The 23,634-nt window shown below is 42.6% G+C and carries 24 protein-coding genes (1 of these 24 running past the window's edge); 4 read left to right on the forward strand and 20 right to left on the reverse strand.

From position 1 onward, the window contains the following. The 7 genes in view from NQ488_12180 to NQ488_12210 are tightly spaced (at most 56 nt apart) and all read right to left on the reverse strand, a layout consistent with a single transcriptional unit that may run on beyond the window. Positions 1–576 carry the 5' portion of a hypothetical protein gene (locus tag NQ488_12180; GenBank protein ID UWN95296.1) on the reverse strand. It extends 21 nt beyond the left edge of the window, so only the first 576 of its 597 coding nucleotides appear in the window; the start codon lies at positions 574–576; its stop codon lies off the left edge, out of view. A 56-nt stretch (positions 577–632) separates the two neighbouring features. Then, entirely contained in the window at positions 633–1,544 is a 912-nt protein-coding gene (locus tag NQ488_12185) for a ribonuclease Z (GenBank protein ID UWN97161.1), read from the reverse strand. 16 nt (positions 1,545–1,560) lie between these two features. Then, complete coding sequence (gene rimI / locus NQ488_12190; protein ID UWN95297.1) at positions 1,561–2,001, reverse strand: ribosomal protein S18-alanine N-acetyltransferase; 441 nt, start codon at positions 1,999–2,001, stop codon at positions 1,561–1,563. After that, positions 2,002–2,715: a tRNA (adenosine(37)-N6)-threonylcarbamoyltransferase complex dimerization subunit type 1 TsaB gene (tsaB, locus tag NQ488_12195; protein ID UWN95298.1), complete on the reverse strand. Its 714-nt coding sequence runs from the start codon at positions 2,713–2,715 to the stop codon at positions 2,002–2,004. Next, the gene (tsaE, locus tag NQ488_12200) at positions 2,712–3,146 is read right to left on the reverse strand and encodes a tRNA (adenosine(37)-N6)-threonylcarbamoyltransferase complex ATPase subunit type 1 TsaE (protein ID UWN95299.1); all 435 of its coding nucleotides are present in this window, start codon (positions 3,144–3,146) and stop codon (positions 2,712–2,714) included. The genes tsaB and tsaE overlap by 4 nt, the downstream gene beginning before the upstream one ends. A 32-nt stretch (positions 3,147–3,178) precedes the next feature. Continuing rightward, entirely contained in the window at positions 3,179–3,682 is a 504-nt protein-coding gene (locus NQ488_12205; protein ID UWN95300.1) for a YcxB family protein, read from the reverse strand. Positions 3,683–3,714: 32 nt separating this feature from the next. Continuing rightward, complete coding sequence (locus tag NQ488_12210) at positions 3,715–6,072, reverse strand: RNA-binding transcriptional accessory protein (GenBank protein UWN95301.1); 2,358 nt, start codon at positions 6,070–6,072, stop codon at positions 3,715–3,717. Between the two features lie 134 nt (positions 6,073–6,206). Here NQ488_12210 and NQ488_12215 point away from each other — a divergent pair, with 134 nt between their 5' ends. Beyond that, positions 6,207–6,719, forward strand: a complete 513-nt coding sequence (locus tag NQ488_12215; protein UWN95302.1) for a DUF4190 domain-containing protein — start codon at positions 6,207–6,209, stop codon at positions 6,717–6,719. A gap of 148 nt (positions 6,720–6,867) precedes the next feature. Here NQ488_12215 and NQ488_12220 read toward each other — a convergent pair whose 3' ends face one another. The 4 genes from NQ488_12220 to NQ488_12235 form a co-directional block, all read right to left on the reverse strand. Then, on the reverse strand, positions 6,868–8,181 hold the full coding sequence (locus NQ488_12220) for an aspartate kinase (GenBank protein ID UWN95303.1): 1,314 nt from the start codon (positions 8,179–8,181) through the stop codon (positions 6,868–6,870). A 30-nt stretch (positions 8,182–8,211) separates the two neighbouring features. Next, positions 8,212–9,429, reverse strand: a complete 1,218-nt coding sequence (locus NQ488_12225) for a homoserine dehydrogenase (protein UWN95304.1) — start codon at positions 9,427–9,429, stop codon at positions 8,212–8,214. Positions 9,430–9,458: 29 nt separating this feature from the next. Continuing rightward, positions 9,459–9,899: an ACT domain-containing protein gene (locus tag NQ488_12230; protein ID UWN95305.1), complete on the reverse strand. Its 441-nt coding sequence runs from the start codon at positions 9,897–9,899 to the stop codon at positions 9,459–9,461. A gap of 269 nt (positions 9,900–10,168) precedes the next feature. Then, the gene (locus tag NQ488_12235) at positions 10,169–10,345 is read right to left on the reverse strand and encodes a hypothetical protein (GenBank protein ID UWN95306.1); all 177 of its coding nucleotides are present in this window, start codon (positions 10,343–10,345) and stop codon (positions 10,169–10,171) included. 548 nt (positions 10,346–10,893) lie between these two features. On the opposite strand from NQ488_12235, the gene thiW reads away from it, so the two are divergent. Together thiW and thiM are read left to right on the forward strand one after the other, a co-directional pair. After that, a complete protein-coding gene (gene thiW, locus NQ488_12240; GenBank protein ID UWN95307.1) occupies positions 10,894–11,616 on the forward strand; it encodes an energy coupling factor transporter S component ThiW in 723 nt (240 codons plus the stop codon). Positions 11,617–11,629: 13 nt separating this feature from the next. Continuing rightward, positions 11,630–12,463: a hydroxyethylthiazole kinase gene (thiM, locus tag NQ488_12245; GenBank protein ID UWN95308.1), complete on the forward strand. Its 834-nt coding sequence runs from the start codon at positions 11,630–11,632 to the stop codon at positions 12,461–12,463. Here thiM and NQ488_12250 read toward each other — a convergent pair. The 6 genes from NQ488_12250 to secA all read right to left on the reverse strand — a co-directional run bounded on the left by NQ488_12250 (position 12,376) and on the right by secA (position 19,536). Continuing rightward, positions 12,376–13,104: a zinc dependent phospholipase C family protein gene (locus NQ488_12250; GenBank protein UWN95309.1), complete on the reverse strand. Its 729-nt coding sequence runs from the start codon at positions 13,102–13,104 to the stop codon at positions 12,376–12,378. The two genes, thiM and NQ488_12250, sit on opposite strands and share 88 nt — an antisense overlap. Positions 13,105–13,209: 105 nt before the next feature. Continuing rightward, on the reverse strand, positions 13,210–13,800 hold the full coding sequence (locus NQ488_12255) for a thiamine phosphate synthase (GenBank protein UWN95310.1): 591 nt from the start codon (positions 13,798–13,800) through the stop codon (positions 13,210–13,212). Next, positions 13,778–15,301 carry a 4-alpha-glucanotransferase gene (malQ, locus tag NQ488_12260; protein UWN95311.1) on the reverse strand — a complete coding sequence of 508 codons (1,524 nt, stop codon included), beginning with the start codon at positions 15,299–15,301 and terminating at the stop codon, positions 13,778–13,780. The genes NQ488_12255 and malQ overlap by 23 nt, the downstream gene beginning before the upstream one ends. 2 nt (positions 15,302–15,303) lie before the next feature. After that, a complete protein-coding gene (locus NQ488_12265) occupies positions 15,304–15,783 on the reverse strand; it encodes a chemotaxis protein CheW (GenBank protein ID UWN95312.1) in 480 nt (159 codons plus the stop codon). 30 nt (positions 15,784–15,813) lie between these two features. Continuing rightward, a protein-coding gene (gene prfB / locus NQ488_12270) for a peptide chain release factor 2 (protein UWN95313.1) occupies positions 15,814–16,936 on the reverse strand; the annotation gives its coding sequence in 2 pieces (ribosomal slippage) (positions 15,814–16,860 and positions 16,862–16,936; 1,122 coding nt in all). 32 nt (positions 16,937–16,968) lie between these two features. Further along, positions 16,969–19,536 (reverse strand): preprotein translocase subunit SecA, encoded by a 2,568-nt coding sequence (gene secA / locus NQ488_12275; protein UWN95314.1) that lies wholly within the window; start codon positions 19,534–19,536, stop codon positions 16,969–16,971. A gap of 281 nt (positions 19,537–19,817) precedes the next feature. On the opposite strand from secA, the gene NQ488_12280 reads away from it, so the two are divergent. Then, entirely contained in the window at positions 19,818–19,964 is a 147-nt protein-coding gene (locus NQ488_12280) for a hypothetical protein (protein UWN95315.1), read from the forward strand. A gap of 387 nt (positions 19,965–20,351) precedes the next feature. On the opposite strand, the gene NQ488_12285 is transcribed toward NQ488_12280, so the two are convergent. From NQ488_12285 to NQ488_12295, 3 genes are read right to left on the reverse strand one after another with little or no spacing between them, the layout of a single operon-like run. Next, a complete protein-coding gene (locus NQ488_12285; GenBank protein ID UWN95316.1) occupies positions 20,352–21,428 on the reverse strand; it encodes a hypothetical protein in 1,077 nt (358 codons plus the stop codon). Between the two features lie 10 nt (positions 21,429–21,438). Further along, positions 21,439–22,527 carry a hypothetical protein gene (locus NQ488_12290; GenBank protein UWN95317.1) on the reverse strand — a complete coding sequence of 363 codons (1,089 nt, stop codon included), beginning with the start codon at positions 22,525–22,527 and terminating at the stop codon, positions 21,439–21,441. Positions 22,528–22,537: 10 nt separating this feature from the next. After that, positions 22,538–23,629, reverse strand: coding sequence for a hypothetical protein (locus tag NQ488_12295; protein ID UWN95318.1), 1,092 nt, complete (start codon positions 23,627–23,629; stop codon positions 22,538–22,540). Positions 23,630–23,634 lie beyond the last annotated feature (5 nt).

Raw genomic sequence — 23,634 nt, forward strand, 5'->3', positions numbered from 1 at the left:
AGAAGTTGCAAGCTCCCAATACAGAATCTTCCATCTGCCATCGTCATCTTTTCTCATCTTATAGCTGTGGTATGCATTATTAAGGCTGTTGCCCTCTCTCACAAAATAAAGAACCGTACCTATTGCATATGATTTGCCCGCAATAGTCTTATATTCAAAATTAACAGAACTGTCAACCTTATAATCTGACACATATCTTCCAAGCGACCTGTAATTATCTACATCAGCCTTGAGGGCATCAATATACTCCTGATCCGTCTGCTTTCCCTTAAGTTCATTATCAAAAAGCTTACGTGCCTGCATTCCCAGCTTTTCAACCTGTTCGTCAGTTGTGCCGGATGCATAAAATGCCTGTGTTATACGGGCATAAAGCTTAAGCACGTCCCTAGGTGATTCAGGATAATTATTATCAATATCAAGCGTTACAAGCTCCGCTGCTGATGAATTGCCTGATGTCGCAACAGTATTCTCCTGCTTGCCTGAATCTGAGTTACGGTTGGAAAGATAATAATAGTATCCGAGAACAAGTGCAGCCATGATAACCACAAGTACTATCGTTTTAACGTGTTTTTTCATACAAACCTCCGTTCTGCAGGATCGAATCCTGCACAAATCCTGCGTATGTCCGAATATTATTCCTGTTCAAAACCAAGCTCTACGGACAATCCGTCCTTGCCTGCTCTTGTGGCAGGAAATATATCGGTTGCGCTGCGTATATATTCTTTCGGTCTGACAAGAGACGGACTGTAATGTGTAAGCCACATCTGCTTCACTCCCGCTTCCTTTGCGAGCTTTGCCGCCTCTGAGAATGTCATATGCTTATATTTGCGTGCATTGCCGTCTTTGTCATTATCTCCGTACATTCCCTCACATATGAACAGATCCGCACCCGATGCATTCTCCGCAATAGCTTTCACAGGTCTTGAATCAGTACAGTACGTTACTTTAATTCCTTTTCTTGACTCTCCCATTACCATGTCAGGCGTATATACATTTCCATCTGATTCAACCGTCTGTCCATGCTGGAGTCTGTTCCAGCAGCTCTTTGGTATTCCTCTTGCTACTGCCTGTTCAACATTGAATCTTCCGGTCCTTGCTATGCTTACCGAGTAGCCATAGCATGTAACGGCATGATTAACCTTAAATGCATCGATTATATATCCGCTGAGTTCAAAATGCTCCTGTGGATTCTCAAGCTCGATACATCTGATCTCAAACGGCAGTTCAGGCGCAATAACTCTCAGGGCATTCACGACTTTGGTAAGCCCCTTTGGACCTATTATAGTCAAAGGCTCCGTCCTGTCAGCATTGCCCATGGTCAGCAGCAGTCCCGGAAGACCGCTTATGTGATCCGCATGAAAATGTGTAATGCACAGAATATCAATAGGTTTAAAGCTCCAGCCTTTCTCTTTTACCGCCACCTGCGTTCCCTCACCGCAGTCTATCAGAAGACTGCTGCCGTTGTACCGCAGCATAAGCGATGTGAGCCACCTTCCCGGAAGTGGCATCATTCCGCTCGTTCCGAGCAAACATACATCAAGCATCATTACTCCTTCATTCTTATAATATCTTAGACATTACATATGCGTCTTCTACCGGCTTTTCGTAGAAATTCTTTCTCACTCCTATATTGTGGAAGCCTTCTGTCTCATACAGATGCTTTGCAGCCTCATTACCTGCGCGTACTTCGAGGAAGAATATATTAACATTCTTTTCAAGTCCGCGTTTTACAAGTTCCTGCATAAGCGCACGCGCAATGCCATTCTTTCTGTAATGTTCATCAACTGCGACATTGACTATATTTCCTTCTCCGAGTACCGTCCACATACCGCAGTATCCGGCAATTCTGCCGTCTGTTTCGCATACAATATAAACATTGTCAGGTGTATTCATCGCATCCTGAAGTGATTTTCTTGACCACGGAATTGAAAAAATGCTTTTCTCGATTGCCGAAACCTCATCAAGATCTCTCTCTTCCATCTGCCTTATAGTCCAGTCCATCTATGCCTCATTCCTGTCTGCGCGCTCACGTTCCGCCTGTGAAGGTCTCAGATAGTCAGGAACATGTTCAGCCGCATCTGCCGCAAGCCCCATATTGGCAAGCTGTACGCCTCGTACGGCAACACTTGCTGCTCTCGGCATTACATTGTGATCCGCCGCTATTATTGCATCAATGTTAAGTGCTGATTCTATCAGTTCTCTGTACATATATACGGCATCACCTGCAAATACGACCGGACGCCCAAGCTGATTAAGCTTTTCCATAACCTCCTGCGCTGCAAGCAATGACTGATTCATTATAATCTCCAGGTTTCCGCCATCATTGTAGTTGAAGCGGTATATTCCCGCGTATACATTGCCCCTTCTTGCATCCATTATAGGACATACAATACGGTCTGTTCCGGATACATTCATAGCCAGTCCCTCAAGCGTCGGGACAGATACCACCGGCTTACCCAGAGCAAGACCTATTCCCTTGCCTGTAGCAGAGCCTATTCGTAATCCCGTAAAAGACCCCGGTCCTGCAGATACTGCAATAAGGTCTATGCTCTCAACGGGTGTCCCCGTCATAGTACAGATACTGTCTATCATCGGAAGCAGTGTCTGCGAATGCGTCTGTTTAAAATTAGTACTGTATTCAGCCGTAACAGTATTATCCGTAAGTATTGCTGCAGATGCTGTTACCGATGAACTTTCAATTGCTAATACTCTCATAATTCATTAAGTCCTCTGACTGTTATTTTACGATAATCAAATCCTTTATCAAGCACTTTTTCAATAGTTATCATTATCGTCTCCTGCGGAAGCAGTTCCGCAATAAGGTGCCCCCATTCAACAAGGCATACGCCGTCTGAGAAAAAATATTCCTCATAACCTATCTCATCCATCTCCGTCACATCACCAATGCGATAGACATCAAAATGATAGAACGGCAGTCTTCCTCCATTATACTCCTGCACAATTGTAAATGTAGGACTGTTGACAGGCTCCGTTATTCCAAGCCCGGCTGCAAATCCCTGTGTAAATACCGTCTTGCCAACCCCCAGGTCGCCATCCAGACAGTATATCTGTCCCGGACAGGCTCCGACCGCAAGTTTTTTACCAAGATTGTAAGTATCTTCTGAACTAAACGATTCAATTATCATTATCTGTCAGCCCCGTTTCTATTCCACATAAACTATTTTATTGAAACTTTATATCTGCCAATACCATCAGTCATGACCTTACGTATATCCGCAAGTTTATCTGTAACTTCATTCTTTGGTATTATATTGGCTCTTGTAGGTGTAAAGTAGATAAGTATACATCTGCCCGTATCCTTCACCCTGTATACACGTTTCCATTCAACATGTGCTTCATCTTCACCCATCTTCACCGTTATTCCGCTCTCATCAAGCAGATAATGCATAGGTTTTGCAAACTGCTCCGAAGCAGCTGCCTTCTTAGAGTGAGTTACCAACTGCAACGGTATCACCACAATGAAAACAATTCCAAACAGCAGTGCAAGCAGTGCAAATGTCAGACTCATTGTGTCCTGATGCATAACGGCGTATACGCCAAGTCCAAGCATCATAAGCCCCAGAATTATCTCACACCACCCACTGAGCGAGTGATATTTGTGGTAGAACTTATAGTTCATAATATCATCAGCTTTAACATTTATATCAAATTCAACCTTCACTATTAATCTCCATTCTACAGGCACGTATCCTGCTATTTAAAAAACTTGCTGAGTCTGCTTAAGTCAAGCTCGCCGTTACTGCCGGACCGGTTATTGTTACCGCCATTGCGTCCGTTGTTCCTTCCCCTTGTGCCATTCTTAGAGTTACCGCTGCCCTTATGTCCTGAACGCTTCTGCTCTCTTGCAGCATCAGCCTTGGCATAAGCAGCTTTGGCAGCTTCCGGTCTTCCGGTAAATGCATCCGTATTCTCGTCAATCCGCATTGTAAGTGAGATTCTCGCCTTGGCTGCATCTACATCAAGCACCTTGACATCTACTATATCACCGACGCTTACGGCATCAAGAGGATGCTCTATTCTTCTGTTGGAAATCTGTGATATATGTACAAGTCCGTCCTGATGCACTCCTATATCAACAAACGCACCAAAATCAATCACATTGCGAACCGTTCCCTTGAGTATCATTCCCGGCTTAAGGTCCTTCATATCAAGAACATCCTTACGCAGAATAGGCTTCGGCATAGACTCTCTCGGATCTCGTCCCGGCTTTTCAAGTTCCTTTACAATATCTTCAAGTGTAATCTCACCTACCGAAAGCCGCTCCGCCATCTCCTGCATGCTGTCAATCTTACTGTGAAGCTGCGCAAGTTCGCCGGACGTAATTGCATTAACATCATAACCAAGCAGCTTAAGAAGCTGTGCCGCAGCGTCATAACTCTCAGGATGTACACTTGTTGAATCAAGCGGATTATCTCCTCCCTGTATTCTCATAAATCCTGCACACTGCTCGTATGCCTTAGGTCCAAGCTTCGCCACCTTAAGAAGCTGCTTTCTGTTGGTAAATCTTCCGTTCTTCTCTCTGTAGTCTACAATATTCTTAGCTACCGTCTTGGATATACCCGAAATGTATTCAAGCAGTGAAGCTGATGCCGTATTAAGATCAACTCCGACCTGGTTAACGCAGTCCTCTACAACTCCGGTAAGTGCTTCTCCGAGCTTCTTCTGGTTCATATCGTGCTGGTACTGTCCGACACCTATTGACTTAGGATCAATCTTAACAAGCTCTGCAAGCGGATCCTGAAGACGGCGTGCTATAGAAACCGCACTTCTTTGTGCAACATCAAAATCAGGGAATTCCTCTGTTGCAAGCTTACTTGCCGAATATACTGAAGCTCCGGCCTCGTTAGTTATTACATACTCTACACTGTCATCCAGTTCCTTAATAAGGTCAACTATAATCTGTTCCGACTCTCTTGATGCAGTTCCGTTACCTACCGATATTACAGAAACTCCGTATTTTTTGATGAGCCTCTTAAGCTCTGCCTTCGCTTCTGCCACCTTATTATGTGGCTCTGTAGGATATATCACCTTCGTATCAAGTACCTTGCCCGTAGGGTCTACAACTGCAAGCTTGCATCCTGTACGGAATGCAGGATCCCAGCCAAGTACAACCTTGCCTGCAATAGGCGGCTGCATGAGAAGCTGGTGAAGGTTCTTACCAAACACCTTAATAGCTCCCTCCTGTGCATCATCTGTAAGGCTGCTCCTTATCTCCCTTTCAATCGCAGGTGCTATAAGTCTTGAATAGCTGTCAGCTATTGCTTCTGTTATAACAGGAGTTGTAAATTCATTCTCACCCGTCAGTGTCTTTTTCTCAAGATATCTGAGTATTCTGTCCTCAGGTGCTTCTATCTTAACTGTAAGGAACTTCTCATCTTCTCCTCTGTTAATTGCAAGGACTCTGTGTCCTGCTATTCTGCTGAGAGGCTCCGAAAATTCATAATACATCTCATATACAGACTCCGCCTTTTCATCCTTGGCAGCCGTAACAAGAGTTCCTTCCTTCATCGTAATATCTCTTATATATGTTCTGTAATCCGCCACATCAGAAATGCGTTCCGCAATTATATCCTTAGCTCCATCTATTGCATCCTTAACACTCTTGACCGTATCGTCATTAACATAGCCTGCTGCATTCTGCTCCACAGGCTCTGCTGCATTCTGCTCCATGATATAATCTGCAAGCGGTTCAAGCCCTTTCTCCTTAGCTATTGTTGCTCTTGTTCTCTTCTTCTGCTTATAAGGTCTGTAAAGATCTTCGACAAGAACCATCGTCTCTGCCTGAAGTATCTGTGCCTTAAGTTCATCAGTAAGCTTTCCCTGCTCCTCTATTGATGAAATAACAGCTTCTTTTCTATCTTCAAGATTGCGAAGATACTTAAGCCTCTCGTCAAGATTACGAAGCACCTCATCATTCATGCTTCCCGTAACTTCTTTACGATATCTGGCTATAAACGGAATCGTACATCCTTCATCTATAAGTCCGACAGCCGCTTCAACCTGGCTCACTTTAACATTAAGTTCTTCCGCAAGTTTCTTATTAATATCCATTATGTCCTCCAGTGCCGGATAGCTCCGGTAATTTGCATATATTATACCAAAAACACCGATTGTTTGCAATCAATAGCCATTTTTGGTATAATACATGGAAATAACACCGGATTTATCCCCGGTGCAGAACAGACATGCCCATAAAGCGGACAGGAACGGAGATTAAGATGGACGATTATAACTACGATGAGAATGATAATACAATAAACCAGCAGCCACAACAGACTCCACCACCAATGCAGCAGCCACAGCAGCCTTTTTACCAGATGCCTCCACAGATGCAGCCGGTTCCTCCAAGACCTAAGAATGGTTTTGCAACTGCTTCGCTTGTATTCGGTATACTTGCAGCTCCCGGTTGTATGACCGTGTGGTTCGGAATCATATTTGCCGTTATTGCAATTGTATTTGCAATCATATCCAGAATTAATGTTGGTCATTTTGATGGCAAGGCAACCGCCGGACTGACACTCGGAATGATATTTCTGATATTATCACTGCTCCTGTTCTGGATGGTTCTTGTAATGTTACAGAATCCCGAATTCATGGAACAGATGAATTCTATTATGCAGCAGTACCAGCAGGAATACAGCATTCCATATGATGGTACATCAGGCAACACACTTCATATTATGAATATTTTCAGATAATATCTAATATCCATTCCGGTATTTAACATATTATGCAAAGCGTGCCATATAACAAAAACAGCAAAAAGCTTCCGCCGCCGGCAATTCATCAATCATGAATCGTCCGTGCAGCGGAAGCTTTTTAATTTAGATTTTTATTTTGACTGATTTACTTCTGGATGAAGAGGTCATAGATAGCTCTGATTGCATCCTCAAAATATCTGTTGCGCACACCAATGATGATATTAAGCTCACTTGAGCCCTGATCAATCATCTTAATGTTAATCTTAGCATTGGCAAGTGCTCCAAGAATATTGCTTGCAATACCTGAGTTATTACGCATTCCGCGTCCAACAACAGCAATAAGTGCAATGTCTGCCTCAAGATCTATTGAATCAGGCTGCACCGCTCTGTGCAGCTCAGCAAGCACCTTCTGCTCCTTATCAATAAATTCGTCCTTATGTACAACAATTGTCATTGTATCAATTCCTGAAGGCATATGTTCGAATGAGATACCGTTTTCCTCAAACACCTGAAGGACTTTACGTCCAAAGCCTATCTCAGAATTCATCATGTCCTTCTCAATATTGATTGCAACGAAGTCCTTCTTACCTGCAATACCTGTGATGATGTGCTCAGGATTATGACATGTATTCTCAACTATCATTGTTCCTGCATCCTCAGGTGCATTAGTGTTACGGATATTAATCGGAATTCCTTCCTTACGCACAGGGAAGATGGCATCCTCATGAAGTACTGAAGCACCCATGTATGAAAGCTCACGAAGCTCTTTATATGTAATTATTGTAATTCCCTTAGGATTCTCAATAAGTCTTGGATCAGCCATAAGGAAACCTGATACATCCGTCCAGTTCTCGTATACATTAGCACTTGCAGCCTTAGCTACAATTGAGCCTGTTACGTCTGAGCCGCCTCTTGAAAATGTCTTAACGCTGGCATCAGGCTTTGCACCATAGAAGCCCGGAATAACTGCACGTTCTGTCTTTGCAAGCTTTGCTGAGAGCACCTTCTGTGTCTTATCAGCATCAAAAGCTCCATTCTTATCAAAGAAAATTACTGTAGCTGCATCAATGAACTCATATCCGATATAATTAGCCATAACTATACCATTAAGATATTCACCTCTTGATGCTGCATAGTCCTTACCTGCCTTAGCAGCAAAATTCTTCCTGATAACAGTAAATTCTTCATCAAGTGAAAGCTTAAGCTTAAGTCCATGGATAATCTCCATGTATCTTTCCTTAATCTCCTTAAGTTCCTTATCGAAAGGCTTGCCTTCCTCTGCAAGCGCATAGCACTTGTAAAGCATGTCCGTAACCTTTGTATCTTCCTTAAAACGCTTACCCGGTGCAGAAGGAACAACATATCTTCTATCCGCATCAGCCTTAATTATGTCTCCGACCTTCTTGAACTGCTCAGCACTTGCGAGTGAGCTTCCGCCGAACTTTACTACCTTTATCATCCTCATATCCTCCTGTTTATATGTTCTCAATTAACCCTCAATACGGATTCTGTTAAGAACACCTTCTACCTTTGACTCTGCATCTGCAAATGCCTTCTCGCTCATAACCTCAGTAACAAATCCAAATTCATTATCAAGTCCGTCGACCATTACTACATCTACATTGCCGAACGCATTCTTGACCTCTGTAAGCTTATCATTAACTGTTCCTGAAACTCTTACAAAGAACTTTCTCTTGAAATCCGATATATCGCCAAGCTCAAGCTTAGTTGAACTCCATACCGTCATTACATTCTTGCCCATATGCTTTGCGCAGTCCACGATATCCGACACAACAGCACTGGCTGTAGGAAGCTTTCCTGCACCTGCACCGAAGAACATTACATCTCCAAGGACATTGCCATTGATATAGATGCCGTTAAGCACTCCGTTAACGCTGTAGAGTGGATGTGATTCACTTATCATAAACGGTGCTGTCATTGCATATACAACATCATCTACCTTATGGCTTGTAGCAAGAAGCTTGATTGCGTATCCCATCTTATCTGCATATTTGAAATCCGTATCCGTAATCTTTGTGATACCTTCTGTGTAGATATCCTCAAAATCAACCTGTGAACCAAATGCAAGTGATGTAAGAATTGCAATCTTACGGCACGCATCATAGCCTTCTATATCAGCCTCAGGATTACGCTCTGCATATCCTTTCTCCTGTGCATCCCTAAGAGCCTCATCAAACTTAACTCCCTTTCTCGACATCTCTGTAAGCATGTAATTGGTTGTACCATTAAGAATACCTGTTATCTGAGTAATCTCATCCGCAGTAAGTGACTGGTTAAGAGGACGGATAATCGGAATACCGCCGCCAACGCTGGCCTCAAACATGAAGTTAAGGTTGTTCTTCTTGGCTATCTCAAGAAGTTCTGCACCATGCTTTGCAACAAGTGCCTTATTAGATGTACATACACTCTTGCCTCTTGCAAGTGCTTCTTTTACAAATGTATACGCAGGCTCAATTCCGCCCATTACCTCAACAACAACATTAACTTCCGGATCATCAAGAATTATATTAATGTCATGCACAATCTTGCTCTGTATCGGGTCACCCGGGAAATCCTTAAGGTCAAGCACATACTTTATCTCGATATCCTGACCTGCTCTCTTATTAATAGCTGCCCCATTCGTATTGATGACCTCGACAACTCCTGAACCAACTGTGCCATAACCTAAAATTGCTACTTTAACCATACTACTACCAAAACCTTTCATTAATATTATTACTCTCTTGAAAGTATCTTAAGATACCTTACGCCTTCCATCTGCTCTATATCTTCTATCATCTTAGAAGAATCACCGGTGATCGGAAGGATATCAACACTGAGTGTAAGTGAAGCAACACCGTTAATCGGTATTGTCTGATGGATCGTAAGTATGTTAGCTTTGTACTCCGCCACCTTACCGAGCACTTGTGACAGCAGCCCCGGTGTATCATCCATCGAAAGGACAAATGTAATTGTTCTTCCACGCACATTGTCACGGAACGGAAAAATGTCTTCTTTATATTTGTAATAAGAACTTCTGCTTATTCCAACCTGTTCAGTTGCCTCAGCTATGGAAATCTTCTTATTCTCAAGCAGGCGGTTAACCTTGGCTACTTTAAGCAGCACCTCGGGCAGAGCCTTCTGCTTTACAACATAGTATTTAATATCTTCTGGCATTGCACCCTCCATTAATGTATGCAGTAGAAATACATTTGTCTACCTGAGAAAGAATGATACCATAGATTGTATACAAATGCAAGTTTTTAGTTGGAATTTGCAATGTATTAAAACGCAAACAAGCAGATGACCCTAATCTGTTAAAGATTAGGGTCATCTGCTTACCTCTACGCGCTACGTTACTTAGACATCCATGTTCTGCAATATTCCGTTACTCATCCCGGTCCGGTGAAGCTCTCGCCGCCTTCCCTGATTACATATCCGATAATTCACTTCAGTTCAATGAAGCTCTCGCCATTGTTCCTGTTCATTATTGTTATTGCCTGAATATAAGATTCTCTCAATCCGATGAAGCTCTCGCCATCTTCTCTAATCATCCTATCTTCTACCGTTCCTAAGTCGGATGAAGCTCTCGCCATCTCTCCCGGTCTTGTATTCTTGAACACTTTGTTGTGATGTCCTTTTGTGATTATAATAATACACAAAGCAATTTAATTTGTCAATATATTTTTTAAATATTTTTAATTAGTTATTTAATTAACAAAGATATTGCATATTGTGTATACAATATTCAATTTCAGCCATTTATCACTTGACATTCATTCCTTTTCCAATATAATTAAATATGTCTTCTATCCGCACACTATACGGATGCAATGAAAGGGGGAGCGCCCTGGCATTGTTACAGAAGACAGTCATAAGCGTCAGCTTTGTGATTGCAGCGATGGGAGTCTGTGTTTCAGATTGAGAGGAAGCTTTCAAGCTTCGACCGGCATTTATAATAATATTATCTGCAGTGCGTTGGAGAAGATTTCCTCTACATTTGCCGCTAATCACACGTAAGACTGTACAGTCTGATATAACTTCCGAAGCAGGACCTGACACATTGAACAGGATGCACGGATTTCCGGTTAATGTATTTTAGTGAATGTAAGAATATTTTCAGCGTGCCGCACAGGCACTTTTTTTGTGCCGGAAGAAAGGAAGGTTTGTTATGGAAGGAAATCAGAAACTGTTCAAGATGGTATTTTTGGCCTTTATGGTCGCATTGGGTGTCGTCATATCGCCTATTCTGCGTGTTGAGGGAATGTGCCCGATGGCGCATTTTATAAACGTCACATGTGCTGTGCTTATGGGACCTTATTGGGCATTCCTTTGCGCACTTCTTATCGGTATAATAAGAATGGCTGTTATGGGAATCCCTCCTCTTGCTCTTACAGGTGCAATATTCGGTGCATTTCTTTCAGGAATGTTCTATCGTCTGTCCAAGGGTAAGCTTGTATGGGCTTTCCTCGGTGAAGTTATAGGAACAGGAATTATCGGCGCTATTATATCTTACCCTGTTATGACATTTATATGGGGACGTTCAGGACTGACATGGTTCTTCTATGTTCCGTCATTCATAGCGGGAACTCTTATCGGTGGAAGTATAGCTTTCATTTTCTTAAGACAGCTTGTAAAAGCCGGACTTCTCACCAAGTTCCAGAGAGCTCTCGGATCGGCTACATACGGCAATGAATCAGACGTAAAGAATAATGCAATTGCAATTGGATTACTGGGATTCATCGCAAGCCTTGTAACAGTTGTAATCGTTCACAATTTTGTACCAAATCCATCAGCACTGGTAAACAATCTCAAATATATAATAGCTGCTGTGTTCATAGTTATCGCCGCAATTTATTATGCCCTTAACTTCAGGAAGGAAGCAGTTCAGTAAAACGGAGACTTTCATGAATTTTCAAAATGTTGACATTAAGAAAATAAAAGAAATAAGGGAGCACACGTTATCATGTGCTCCTCTTATTCATTGTATAACCAACCCGATATCTATTAATGATTGCGCCAATACGGTGCTTCTTACGGGTGCTAAGCCGATTATGGCAGAACATCCTGACGAAGTCGCCGGGATTACGGCAATCGCAGGTGCTCTCGCAGTGAATCTGGGCAATATAACCGACGCACGCATGAAGTCAATTATCATAGCATCGCAGGCTGCCGCAGATAAAGGCATTCCTGTAATTATCGACATGGTAGGAATTACATGCAGTACGTTAAGGCTTAATTATGCCCACAATTATCTTGAACGCTTCCGTCCATCAATAATAAAGGGAAATCTCGCCGAGATTAAGGCTTTGTGCAACGAGGCATTTGAATGTATAGGGATTGATGCCGTTGGTGATGAAGACGTGACAGATTCCGACTGCTCTATAGTATGTTCTCTGGCTGCCGCAAGACATTGCGTCGTAATGGCAACAGGAAAAACCGATATAATCTCTGACGGAATTAATGTATGGCTGATAAAAAACGGAAGCCCGAAGCTTCCGCTCATAACAGGAACCGGCTGTATGCTCAATGTCCTTACAGCGAGTTTTCTTCCGTCAGCAGCTCCCTCTGATGCAGCAGTTACGGCATGCATCATGCTCGGTGTGTGCGGAGAGATTGCCGAGAGAACTGCCGGCAGCTTGCTTGGCAGCTATCATATCGCACTGCTGGATTCACTTTCATCCGTAACTGACAGTGATTTAGCGCAGAGTGCACGTGTTATACGTTCAACAGCCCGCTGAATGAATTCATAATTTTCTTCATATGTGAACACCTTTGGCTCCTCATTTTTATGGGGAGCTTTAAAATTTTTGTCTATTATATAATTCTTGCTTTTTATCAGTTCTTCTTTCGTAATATATCCTTCTATCATGTAATTATTTTCCGATTGTATTGCTTCAAGGATGCTGCATGAAAAATCATATTTCCTCAAAAGTCTCCAATCGTTAAGATCTACATCGTGTCCAAACATTGTAAAATATTCTTTGTAATCAGGCACAGCCTGTTCACGCCTGAAAGCTTCAACATGTCTGTCACGCACAGTAAGAATAAATATCTCATCCGCCAGCATATGTGTCACATAGCCGAGATACAGCTCATAATTGCTGTGATTATCCACAAGAAAATGTCTTGCAAAATTCTCAAACCTGCTTCTGTAAAGTCTGAAATTCTCAGGTTTTGCAAGTTCATCCTCTGGAATTCCGTCTTTAAAATGCGTATGCTTTTTCATCTCTCTTACATAGCCTTCTCTTGCCATTATGGCATCCGGCGCAAGATTGCCGCAATAAAAAAGCGCCCTGTTATGAATACACGATAATATGTCCTCAGGCATCGTCTTGAGCAGCATATCCGCAATAACAAGATGTGTTATAGTTCCAGCCATCAGCCCTCATTTCCGCACACTTTTCAGACGTAAGGAATCTGTGCCAAGTGCGCACAGGCACAAATCCCGTGTGTAAAAAATCAGGTGTCAGGCTGATTTTTTATGCTAGAGCCTCATCATGTGTGACATCATACACACTGCCGATGCCCCGGCATCAAGTGCACTCCTGTAATTATCAGGAGATATTCCGCCAATAGCATACACCTGTACTCCCTTTGGAACACATATGCTGCATATATTCTTAAGGAAATCCAGCCCACGCGGTGTTAGCCCTTTTTTACAGTCTGTTGCAAATACATGTCCTGCCGTTACATACGACGCACCAAATCTGCAGGCCTCTAATGCCTGCTCTGCCGAATGTACGGATGTGCCTATCGTGTCAAACCGGCATTGCCTGAATTCCTGTTTATCATAACATTCTCCCAGCACATCCAGTGGCAGATGTATGGCACCAGAACCGCATTGTGCTGCCTCCCGCCAGAAATAGTGCGGTATTGCTTTAACTTTGTGCACACTGCATATATCCCTGACACGGACAAACAGCTCTTTGTATTCCTGCGGTGCAAGGTCTTTTTCTCTCACAATAATCTTATTCACACCACTCGATGCAACAACCTCAATCTGTTCAAAATAGTCTCTAACGCACAAGTGGCGGTTAGTAACCGCCACTACATCACTCATTATTAATTCTTCCATAAATACCTGCCAGATGTCTCATATTACGGGCATGCTCACTTGTTAGCTGTCCCTTGACCAGTCTCCATTGCCAGTTACCCCCCATAGTTGAAGGAGTATTGATTCTCGCTGAATTATCAAGGCACAATATATCCTGAACCTGGAATATAACAGTATCCGCTACGCTTGCATAAGCTGCACGGAAGCTTGCCCTGACCATCTCTTCCGGCGTGTCTGCATCGAGATATTCCCGTGCATACTTAAGTTCATCATCAGAATGTTCCGTAAAATACCCATACAGTGTCTCATTATCATGAGTTCCGCCATATACAACCAGATCTCTTGTATAGTTATACGGCAGATGCGGATTCCTTCTGTTACCGTCAAATGCAAATTCAAGAACCTTCATTCCCGGATAACCGTTATCCTTCAGGATGCCGGTAACCTCCGGCATCTCAACACCAAGATCCTCAGCAATTATTCTCTTGTCACCGATTGCCTCATTGATTGCATCAGTAAGAAGCCTGCCCGGTCCCTGCCTGTATTCTCCCTGCTTAGCATCAGGGTTAAGCGGTGGAATCGTGTAATACTTCACAATGCCAAGAAAATGATCTATTCTTATCACATCATAAAGTGCCGCCTGCGCCTGCATCCTGCGCTTCCACCATCCAAACCCGTCAGCAGCAAGATTATCCCAGTTGTATATCGGATTCCCCCACTTCTGTCCGAGATCCGTGAATGCGTCAGGCGGAACGCCCGCAACCTTGAGCGGCCTTAAGTTCCCATCCAGAAGAAATACATCCGGATGTGCCCATACATCTGCACTGTCCGGCGCGACATATATCGGTATGTCACCGATAATCTGTATGCCTCTGGCGTTAACGTAGCATTTTAACCTGTTCCACTGTTCAAAGAACTCATACTGGCAGAAATTCCAGAATTCAATTCTGTCAGCCAGCTGCTGCGCATACTTTGTAACAGTCTCCGGTATGCGGAGCCTTATATCATCATCCCATTCTGTCCATGAGACATAGCCAAAATGTTCCTTGCATGCCATATACAGTGAATATTCATCCAGCCATGAATGGTTAGCCTTCTTGAATTCCTCATAGCGGCCGCTAAGTTCCCCATCCGAACTGCACTTTGACATGAAGTTCTGAAATGCCCGGTCAAGAACTATATATCTGGATTCAAACAGCCTTCCGTAATCAACATACTTCTCACTGTCACCCCAGTCAAATTCCGACGCATAACCTTCCTCAAGAAGCCCCTCATCTGTAAGCATATCAAGATCAATAAAATATGGATTGCCTGCAAATGCAGAGAAAGACTGATACGGACTGTCACCATAGCTCGTCTGTCCTAGAGGAAGTACCTGCCAGTATGAATGTCCGCTCTCTGCCACAAAATCCGCAAATTCATAAGCCGCCCTGCCAAAAGTTCCTATTCCGTACGGTGACGGAAGAGAACTCACAGGCATTAATATTCCTGCACTTCTGTCAAAATGCTGCACTCTGCCCATAATTACTTCTTAAGCTCCTCTGTCATGCTCTGAACCGCTTCCTGCTCAGCCTGTGTAAGAAGATAATCTATGTCGATAAGAACTATAAGACGTCCTCCCACATTGGCAACACGGTCAAAATAACTTACCTCTCTGGTCTTAATCATTGAAGGCATATCAACTATATTCTCCGGTGCAATGTCATCAATCTCATTAACTTCATCAACATCAAGAGCAATGCTTACCTCGCCGACCTTAACTATTATCAGATTACCGCCCGGTACGCCGTCATTCTTCATATTGAACTTCTTCTTAAGGTTCATTACAGGTATTACCTCACCTCTAAGGTTGATAATCCCCTTAATATATGCAACAGAATTAGGAACAGGAACTATACTTATCTCCTTCTCTATTCCTCTTACTGCATTGATATCTACTCCATAATATTCCTCACCTAGCTTAAATACTACAGGTTTTACATAAGATGCCATATTAATCTCCATTCCTGCCCCGCCTCCCGGGGCATCATGCGCTTATTCACGTGCGTCTGCCTTAACAGCCTGCCACTTAAGGTATGCCGTTATAAAAGGATCTATATTGCCATCAAGAACGCTCTGTGCATTGCCTACCTCTTCATTCGTTCTGTGATCCTTAACCATTGTATATGGTTGAAGCACATAGCTTCGTATCTGGCTTCCGAAATTAACATCCTTGACATCACCACGGATATCAGATGTCTTCTCAGCATTCTCCTGCTTTTTAAGGAGATACAGCTTAGCCTTCAGCATCTGCATGGCTTTATCCTTATTCTGATGCTGTGAACGCTCATTCTGGCACTGTACAACGATTCCTGTAGGCAGATGTGTTATTCTTATAGCTGATGATGTCTTATTAATATGCTGTCCGCCGGCACCGCTTGACCTGTATGTATCAATTCTAAGATCATCATCATTAATCTCAACATCCACATCTTCCTCAATATCAGGCATAACATCACATGATACAAATGATGTCTGACGCTTACCTGCCGCATTGAACGGAGATATTCTTACAAGTCTGTGGATACCATGTTCTGAGCGGAGATAACCATATGCGTTCTCACCTTCAATCTCAATCGTCACAGCCTTAACACCCGCTTCATCGCCTTCAAGATAATCTACTACTTCTGTCTTATATCCCTTAGACTCTGCCCAGCGTGTATACATCCTCATAAGCATCTGGCACCAGTCGCATGCTTCTGTACCACCGGCTCCCGCATGAAGTGTAAGTATGGCATTATCCCTGTCATACTCGCCTGAAAGAAGCGTTCCGATTCTTAATGCATCAAACTTCTTCTCAAATACATTGAACTCTTCTTCAACTTCAGGGACAAGTGACTCATCATTCTCTTCATCAGCCATGGCTATAAGAGTCTCTATGTCATCCATCCCCTGCTTAAGTTCGTTATATTTTTCGAACGAATCCTTAAGCGACTTAAGCTCCTTCATTGCTTCCTGTGACTTATCTGCATCATCCCAGAAGCCGGGAGCTTCCATATCAGCTTCTATCTCTTCAATCCTCTTCTGCTTATTAGCGAGGTCAAAGTGAATCCCTGATTTCTTCTAATGGTTTCTTGTAGTTGGAAAGTTTGAATCTGTACTGATCTAATTCTACCATTATTATCACATCCCTTGTTATATATTTTTTGATTACTTTCTTCCACAACAATTCTTATACTTCTTACCGCTGCCACATGGACATGGGTCATTAGGATAAATCTTCTTATCCGTTCTTCTTACAGGTCCGCGCACGCTTGTCTCTTCCTCACGGTTAGTTGTGAGCTTCTCTGTGTTCTCTTCGCGCTCTACCTTGTGCTCTATTCTTACATTCATAAGAAGCCTTACTGTATCTTCTGCAATTCCTTCTGTCATGGCATCAAACATATCATATCCGGCCATCTTATACTCAACCTTAGGATCTCTCTGTCCGTATGCCTGAAGACCAATACCCTGCTTGAGCTGTTCCATATCATCAATATGGTCTCTCCAGCGTGCGTCAATTACACGAAGCAGAATAACTCTCTCAAGCTCCCTGAGCTGTTCAGCCTCCGGGAACTCTGCTTCCTTACTCTCGTAAAGCTTAATTGCACGTTCCTTAAGGACATGCTTGAGCTCATCTATAGTCTTAACTGATGCATCAGACTTAACAGGTTCGATAGGAATTACAGGGAGGAGCATCTCATTGAGTGACTTGTAATCCCACTCTTCCTGATTATGTTCTCCGCTTATATTAAGGTCCACAGCCTTCTCAACAAAATCTGTTGTCATCTTAATGATAGAGCTTCTCATGCTCTCACCGTTAAGAACCTTCATTCTCTCGCCGTAGATAATCTCTCGCTGCTCATTCATTACCTGATCATATTCAAGAAGATTACGTCTGATACCATAATTATTAGTCTCAATCTTCTTCTGAGCCTTCTCAATGGCATTAGAGAGCATCTTATGCTCAATCTGCTCGCCTTCCGGTACGCCCATTGCATTGAACATTCCCATAAGCTTCTCTGATCCAAACAGTCTCATAAGGTCATCTTCAAGTGAAATGTAGAATCTTGACTCACCCGGATCTCCCTGACGTCCTGAACGTCCACGGAGCTGGTTATCAATACGTCTTGACTCATGCCTCTCAGTACCGATAATCTTAAGACCTCCGGCTGCTCTTGCCTCATCATCAAGCTTAATATCCGTACCACGTCCTGCCATATTAGTTGCAATAGTTACCGCCTTATGGCGTCCTGCCTCTGCAACTATCTGTGCCTCAAGCTCATGGTACTTGGCATTAAGTACATTATGAGGGATGCCTTTTTTCTTAAGCATCTCACTTAACATCTCTGATGTATCAATTGTAATAGTACCGACAAGTACCGGCTGGCCCTTCTGGTATGACTCTATTACCGAGTCTACTACTGCGTTAAACTTCTCTTTCTTAGTCTTATATACAGCGTCTTCGAGATCCACACGCGCAACCGGTTTATTAGTAGGAATCTCTACTACGTCCATGTTATAAATCTCTCGGAACTCACGCTCCTCTGTGAGAGCCGTACCTGTCATACCTGCCTTCTTCTCAAACTTATTGAAGAAATTCTGGAATGTAATGGTTGCATATGTCTTGCTCTCCTGCTGTACCTTAACATGCTCCTTAGCCTCAATCGCCTGATGAAGTCCGTCTGAGAAACGCCTTCCCGGCATGATACGTCCTGTAAATTCATCTACTATAAGAATCTGTCCGTCTTCACTTACAACATAATCCTTATCTCTGTGCATCAGATTATGTGCACGGAGTGCGAGAATTATATTATGCTGTATCTCAAGGTTCTCAGGATCTGCATAGTTCTCAAGGTGGAAGAACTTCTCAACCTTGGCTACACCATTAGCCGTAAGATTAACAATCTTGTCCTTCTCATTAACAAGGAAATCGCCGTCTTCTTCCTTCATCTCACCCATAAGGGCATCCATCTTGCTAAGCTCACCGTCACCAGTGCCTCGCTCCATCTGTCTTGCAAGGACGTCACATGCCTCATAAAGCTTAGTTGACTTAGAACCCTGTCCTGAAATAATAAGCGGAGTTCTTGCCTCATCAATAAGCACCGAATCGACCTCATCAATAACAGCATACTTAAGACCCCTGAGTACAAGCTGTTCCTTATATATAGCCATATTATCACGAAGATAATCGAATCCAAGCTCATTATTGGTTACATATGTAATATCACATGCATATGCAGCTCTTCTCTCATCCTGTGTGCTGTCATGAAGAACAATACCCACGCTCACACCGAGGAACTCATGAAGCTGCCCCATCCACTCTGCATCTCGCTTGGCAAGGTAATCATTGACTGTTACAATCATTACGCCCTCACCTGTAAGTGAATTAAGATATGCAGGCAGTGTGGAAACAAGTGTCTTACCTTCACCGGTTCTCATCTCAGCTATACGTCCCTGATGGAGAATTATACCACCTATAAGCTGTACCCTGTAGTGCTCCATTCCAAGCACCCTCTTGCCTGCTGCCCTTACAGTTGCAAATGCTTCCGGAAGTATATCATCAAGTGTCTCTCCCTTGGCAAGTCTCGCCTTAAATTCCTGTGTCTTAGCTTTAAGCTGCTCATCTGAAAGTGCATCATATTCATCATGCAGAGCCTCAATCTTATCGACTATAGGCGTTATTCTCTTCAGTTCGTGCTCACTGTGTGTACCAAATAACTTCTGAACAAATCCCATTGTGAATCTCCTTAAAAATCGTGTAATCTGTGTAATAATTACACTTATACATTCTTGATTGTAACACTTTAGCGCCATATTGTCCACAAGCTTAAGAAATTACATGCTGTTTTTAGCCGTTTATATGCCGCGCATATTTCTTTTAATCCCAAACTGCGTTATTCCAGCCCCAAACTGCTTTCGTGATAATTGACATTTCTATATGCACAATTTGTACTATATATAAATAATTTTTACATGTTTTTATATAATTTTAATCATATCTGTGTTGAGGGGATTAAATGAAAAAGATACTTATAATTGATAATAAAAAAGAACAGGTTGCCGCGCTGGGCAGAATTGTATCAGAATATTATATTACGCCATCAGAATACTGCATATATACATACGATAACAGCATCAGCAGACTCAGGAGTATAATTCCATAATCATCAATGATATCCATTGCTATGGAGTAATCTCCTCTCCTTACCAGCCGGAGGATATCAACAAACTTCTTTATTCAATCAGCACATTATTTCCAGAGCATTACAAATCACTTATCTTTAAGGATTTGTATGGTGTGAATCTGCACATAAATTTTCAGGAGATTCTTTATATAGAAAATCACAATCACACTATGTATATTCACACTATCAATGATGACACCCACCTGACAAAGGCTTACTCTTTGACAACTCTCTCTGAAGAGCTTGATAATGACTTTATACGCTGCCACAAAAAATATATCGTTGCCCTCAGGCAGATACAGGCTTATGATAAAGCTACTGCCATGATAAAATTAGGCAATGTTTATCTGCCTGTAGGCAGAACATTTATGCATGATTTTGAGAAGCGCTTTCTTCCTCGCCGGACATTCTGATGAGTTCGTCTATTATTGCAAAACATTCCTCATACTGTTTCTGCATTCCTGCTTCGTAATACTGCTGTGCACGCATCTTAAAAAAATCTATACAGTTCATCTGTACCGTATCTCCCATCAGTATGTCAGCAACATCAGCACACCCTCCGAGATAGTTATTCCAGCTGTCGCGTATTCTGTTCCATACGCTTGGCGCACGATGGTTCTCATAATGCTCCGCATAGACTTCATTGTAATCACATGCCTTCAGCAGATGCAGCATGCTCATATCTGCCGGCTTGGTTGTGTATTGTATATCCGTATAGCTAATTCTGCCCTTACCTGCATTTCCACGGTAATATGAATTAAATCGGAGCCCCTGTCCATTAATATACATCTCTTTAGTATAATCAAGATTAAGATTAGAGCACTCAAGCACTTCTCTCATTCTGCCCCATTCCAAAGCTCCAACCGTATCCTGCGTACTCATCTGTCCGTTTGAAATTCTGATAAGCTTATCCAAAGCATCGCAATAGTCACACATCTCACTTACAACGCCTCTAAAATCAACCGTAATATCTTTGCATTGCTCTATTACTTCCGGACCTGTGCCCGCCTGATTAAGAAGCTTATACAGATATCTGCTTGCCCCTGCAAGATATCCGTCATACTCGGCAAGCACTCCTTCATTGGTTATTCTAAACGTAATATCCTTAGTCATGCCAATACCCTCCAGTGGCAGCTTGGCAGTAAATGTCATGCCGGGCAGCAGGGTTACAGAATTCTCATGCTGCGCAAGCAGACGTTCTCTCGTCACGGCAGCATATGTTGTCATCTGAGATTCTGACAATATAATTTCATCGACATTACTTTTATCCAACATATTCATGTATTGTCTGTCATCGTCCGTTACAGGCACATAATATTCTCCCTCATACTCATAGCAATCTGTTGTAGTTAATTTTGTCAAATCAGCCTTGTTTGCCTCAGTATGTGTCGGAATATAATTATTGAAAATTCTGTTATCCCCTACCATTGTTATACCTGACATAGCTTCCTCCTCAATCCTTGGTATCAGTCATATTCTTTAGAGGAACATCTTCGTCCTCACCGGACATCCTGATAAGTTCGTCTATTATTGAAAAGCATTCCTCATACTGCTTCTGCATTCCTGCCTCATAATACTGCTGCGCGCGCATTTTAAAGAAGTCTATGCAGTTCATCTGTACTGTGTCCCCCGCAAGTATGCCAGCGATATCAGCACACCCTCCGAGATAGTTATTCCAGCTGTCGCGTATTCTGTTCCATACGCTTGGCGCACGATGGTTCTCATAATGCTCCGCATAGACTTCATTGTAATCACATGCCTTCAGCAGATGCAGCATGCTCATATCTGCTGGCTTGGTTGTGTATTGGATGTCGGAATAACAAACCCTATTATCAAAATATTGAGAATAATAAGAGTTAAACTGAAGTCCCTGACCATTAACAAACATCTCCTTACTGCCGTCCACATTCAGATCAGAACAATCCAGCACCTCTTTCATATACAACCACTCTCTTGGACTAGTAGTATTCTCAGGGCTCATCTGACCATTAGATATCCTTATCAGTTTATCGATTGCGTCACAATATGTACACATATCAATTATAACACCTCTGAAATCAACCGTAATATCTTTGCATTGCTCTATTACTTCCGGGCCTGTACCTGCCTGATTAAGAAGCTTATACAGATATCTGCTTGCCCCTGCAAGATATCCGTCATACTCTGCAAGTACTCCTTCATTGGTTATTCTAAACGTAATATCCTTAGTCATGCCAATCCCCTCCAGTGGCAGCTTGGCAGTAAATGTCATGCCGGGCAGCAGGGTTACAGAATTCTCATGCTGTGCAAGCAGACGTTCTCTCGTCACGGCAGCATATGTTGTCATCTGAAAATCAGATTCTATGTATACCGGTTGATTATACTTGCATGCAATGTCCATATAGCGCCTGTCATCGTCTGTTACCGGCACATAATATTCTCCCTCATATATGTAGCAATCTGTTGTAGTTAATTTTGTCAAATCAGCCTTGTTTGCTTCCGTATGTGTCGGAATATAATTATTGAAAATTCTGTTGTCCCCTACCATTGTTATACCTGACATAGCTTCCTCCTCAATCCTTGTTATCAGTCATATTCTTTAGAGGAACATCTTCTTCCTCACCGGACATCCTGATAAGCTCGTCTATTATCGAAAAACATTCCTCATACTGCTTCTGCATTCCTGCCTCATAATACTGCTGTGCGCGCATTTTAAAGAAGTCTATGCAGTTCATCTGTACTGTGTCCCCCGCAAGTATGTCAGCGATATCAGCACACCCTCCGAGATAGTTATTCCAGCTGTCGCGTATTCTGTTCCATACGCTTGGCGCACGATGGTTCTCATAATGCTCCGCATAGACTTCATTGTAATCACATGCCTTCAGCAGATGCAGCATGCTCATATCTGCCGGCTTGGTTGTGTATTGGACGTCGGAATAACTCATTCCTACCTTACCGCCATTCTCCCAATAATACGAATTAAATCTAAGCCCCTGTCCATTAATATACATTTCTTTAGTATAATCAAGATTAAGACTTGAACCTTCAAGAGCTTCTTTCATTAAGTTCCATTCCAAAGCACCAACCGTATCCTGCGTACTCATCTGTCCGTTTGAAATTCTGATAAGCTTATCCAAAGCATCGCAATAGTCACACATTACATTTATAACATTCCTAAAGTCACATGTAACATCTTTGCATTGCTCTATTACTTCCGGGCCTGTCCCCGCCTGATTAAGAAGCTTATACAGATATCTGCTTGCCCCTGCAAGATATCCGTCATACTCTGCAAGTACTCCTTCATTGGTTATTCTAAACGTAATATCCTTAGTCAGTCCCATATCATCCACCGGCAGCTTAGCAGTAAATGTCATGCCGGGCAGCAGGGTTACAGAATTCTCATGCTGTGCAAGCAGACGTTCTCTCGTCACGGCAGCATATGTTGTCATCTGAGATTCTGACAATATAAATGCGTCAACATCAAGTTTATCCATCATATCAAGATATCTTCTGTCATCGTCAGTCACGGGTATATAATATTTTCCACCATACTCATAGCAATCAGTTGCACTAATCTTCGTAATATCAGCTTCATTTGCCTCCGTATGTGTCGGAACATAATTATTGAAAATTCTGTTATTCCCTACCATTGTTATCCCTGACATAGCTT

This window comes from [Bacteroides] pectinophilus (assembly GCA_025146925.1).
GTDB lineage: Bacteria > Bacillota > Clostridia > Lachnospirales > Lachnospiraceae > Bacteroides_F > Bacteroides_F pectinophilus.

Coding starts and splice junctions, on each gene's coding strand:
- NQ488_12225 (UWN95304.1), bottom strand. CDS start 9,429: ATGGTTAAAGTAGCAATTTTAGGTTATGGCACAGTTGGTTCAGGAGTT.
- NQ488_12220 (UWN95303.1), bottom strand. CDS start 8,181: ATGATAAAGGTAGTAAAGTTCGGCGGAAGCTCACTCGCAAGTGCTGAG.
- NQ488_12265 (UWN95312.1), bottom strand. CDS start 15,783: ATGGAGATTAATATGGCATCTTATGTAAAACCTGTAGTATTTAAGCTA.
- NQ488_12230 (UWN95305.1), bottom strand. CDS start 9,899: ATGCCAGAAGATATTAAATACTATGTTGTAAAGCAGAAGGCTCTGCCC.
- tsaB (UWN95298.1), bottom strand. CDS start 2,715: ATGAGAGTATTAGCAATTGAAAGTTCATCGGTAACAGCATCTGCAGCA.
- malQ (UWN95311.1), bottom strand. CDS start 15,301: ATGGGCAGAGTGCAGCATTTTGACAGAAGTGCAGGAATATTAATGCCT.
- NQ488_12215 (UWN95302.1), top strand. CDS start 6,207: ATGCCCATAAAGCGGACAGGAACGGAGATTAAGATGGACGATTATAAC.
- NQ488_12255 (UWN95310.1), bottom strand. CDS start 13,800: ATGGAAGAATTAATAATGAGTGATGTAGTGGCGGTTACTAACCGCCAC.
- NQ488_12250 (UWN95309.1), bottom strand. CDS start 13,104: ATGGCTGGAACTATAACACATCTTGTTATTGCGGATATGCTGCTCAAG.
- thiW (UWN95307.1), top strand. CDS start 10,894: ATGGAAGGAAATCAGAAACTGTTCAAGATGGTATTTTTGGCCTTTATG.
- NQ488_12290 (UWN95317.1), bottom strand. CDS start 22,527: ATGTCAGGTATAACAATGGTAGGGGACAACAGAATTTTCAATAATTAT.
- NQ488_12185 (UWN97161.1), bottom strand. CDS start 1,544: ATGCTTGATGTATGTTTGCTCGGAACGAGCGGAATGATGCCACTTCCG.
- rimI (UWN95297.1), bottom strand. CDS start 2,001: ATGGACTGGACTATAAGGCAGATGGAAGAGAGAGATCTTGATGAGGTT.
- tsaE (UWN95299.1), bottom strand. CDS start 3,146: ATGATAATTGAATCGTTTAGTTCAGAAGATACTTACAATCTTGGTAAA.
- secA (UWN95314.1), bottom strand. CDS start 19,536: ATGGGATTTGTTCAGAAGTTATTTGGTACACACAGTGAGCACGAACTG.
- NQ488_12295 (UWN95318.1), bottom strand. CDS start 23,629: ATGTCAGGGATAACAATGGTAGGGAATAACAGAATTTTCAATAATTAT.
- thiM (UWN95308.1), top strand. CDS start 11,630: ATGAATTTTCAAAATGTTGACATTAAGAAAATAAAAGAAATAAGGGAG.
- NQ488_12280 (UWN95315.1), top strand. CDS start 19,818: ATGAAAAAGATACTTATAATTGATAATAAAAAAGAACAGGTTGCCGCG.
- NQ488_12210 (UWN95301.1), bottom strand. CDS start 6,072: ATGGATATTAATAAGAAACTTGCGGAAGAACTTAATGTTAAAGTGAGC.
- NQ488_12285 (UWN95316.1), bottom strand. CDS start 21,428: ATGTCAGGTATAACAATGGTAGGGGATAACAGAATTTTCAATAATTAT.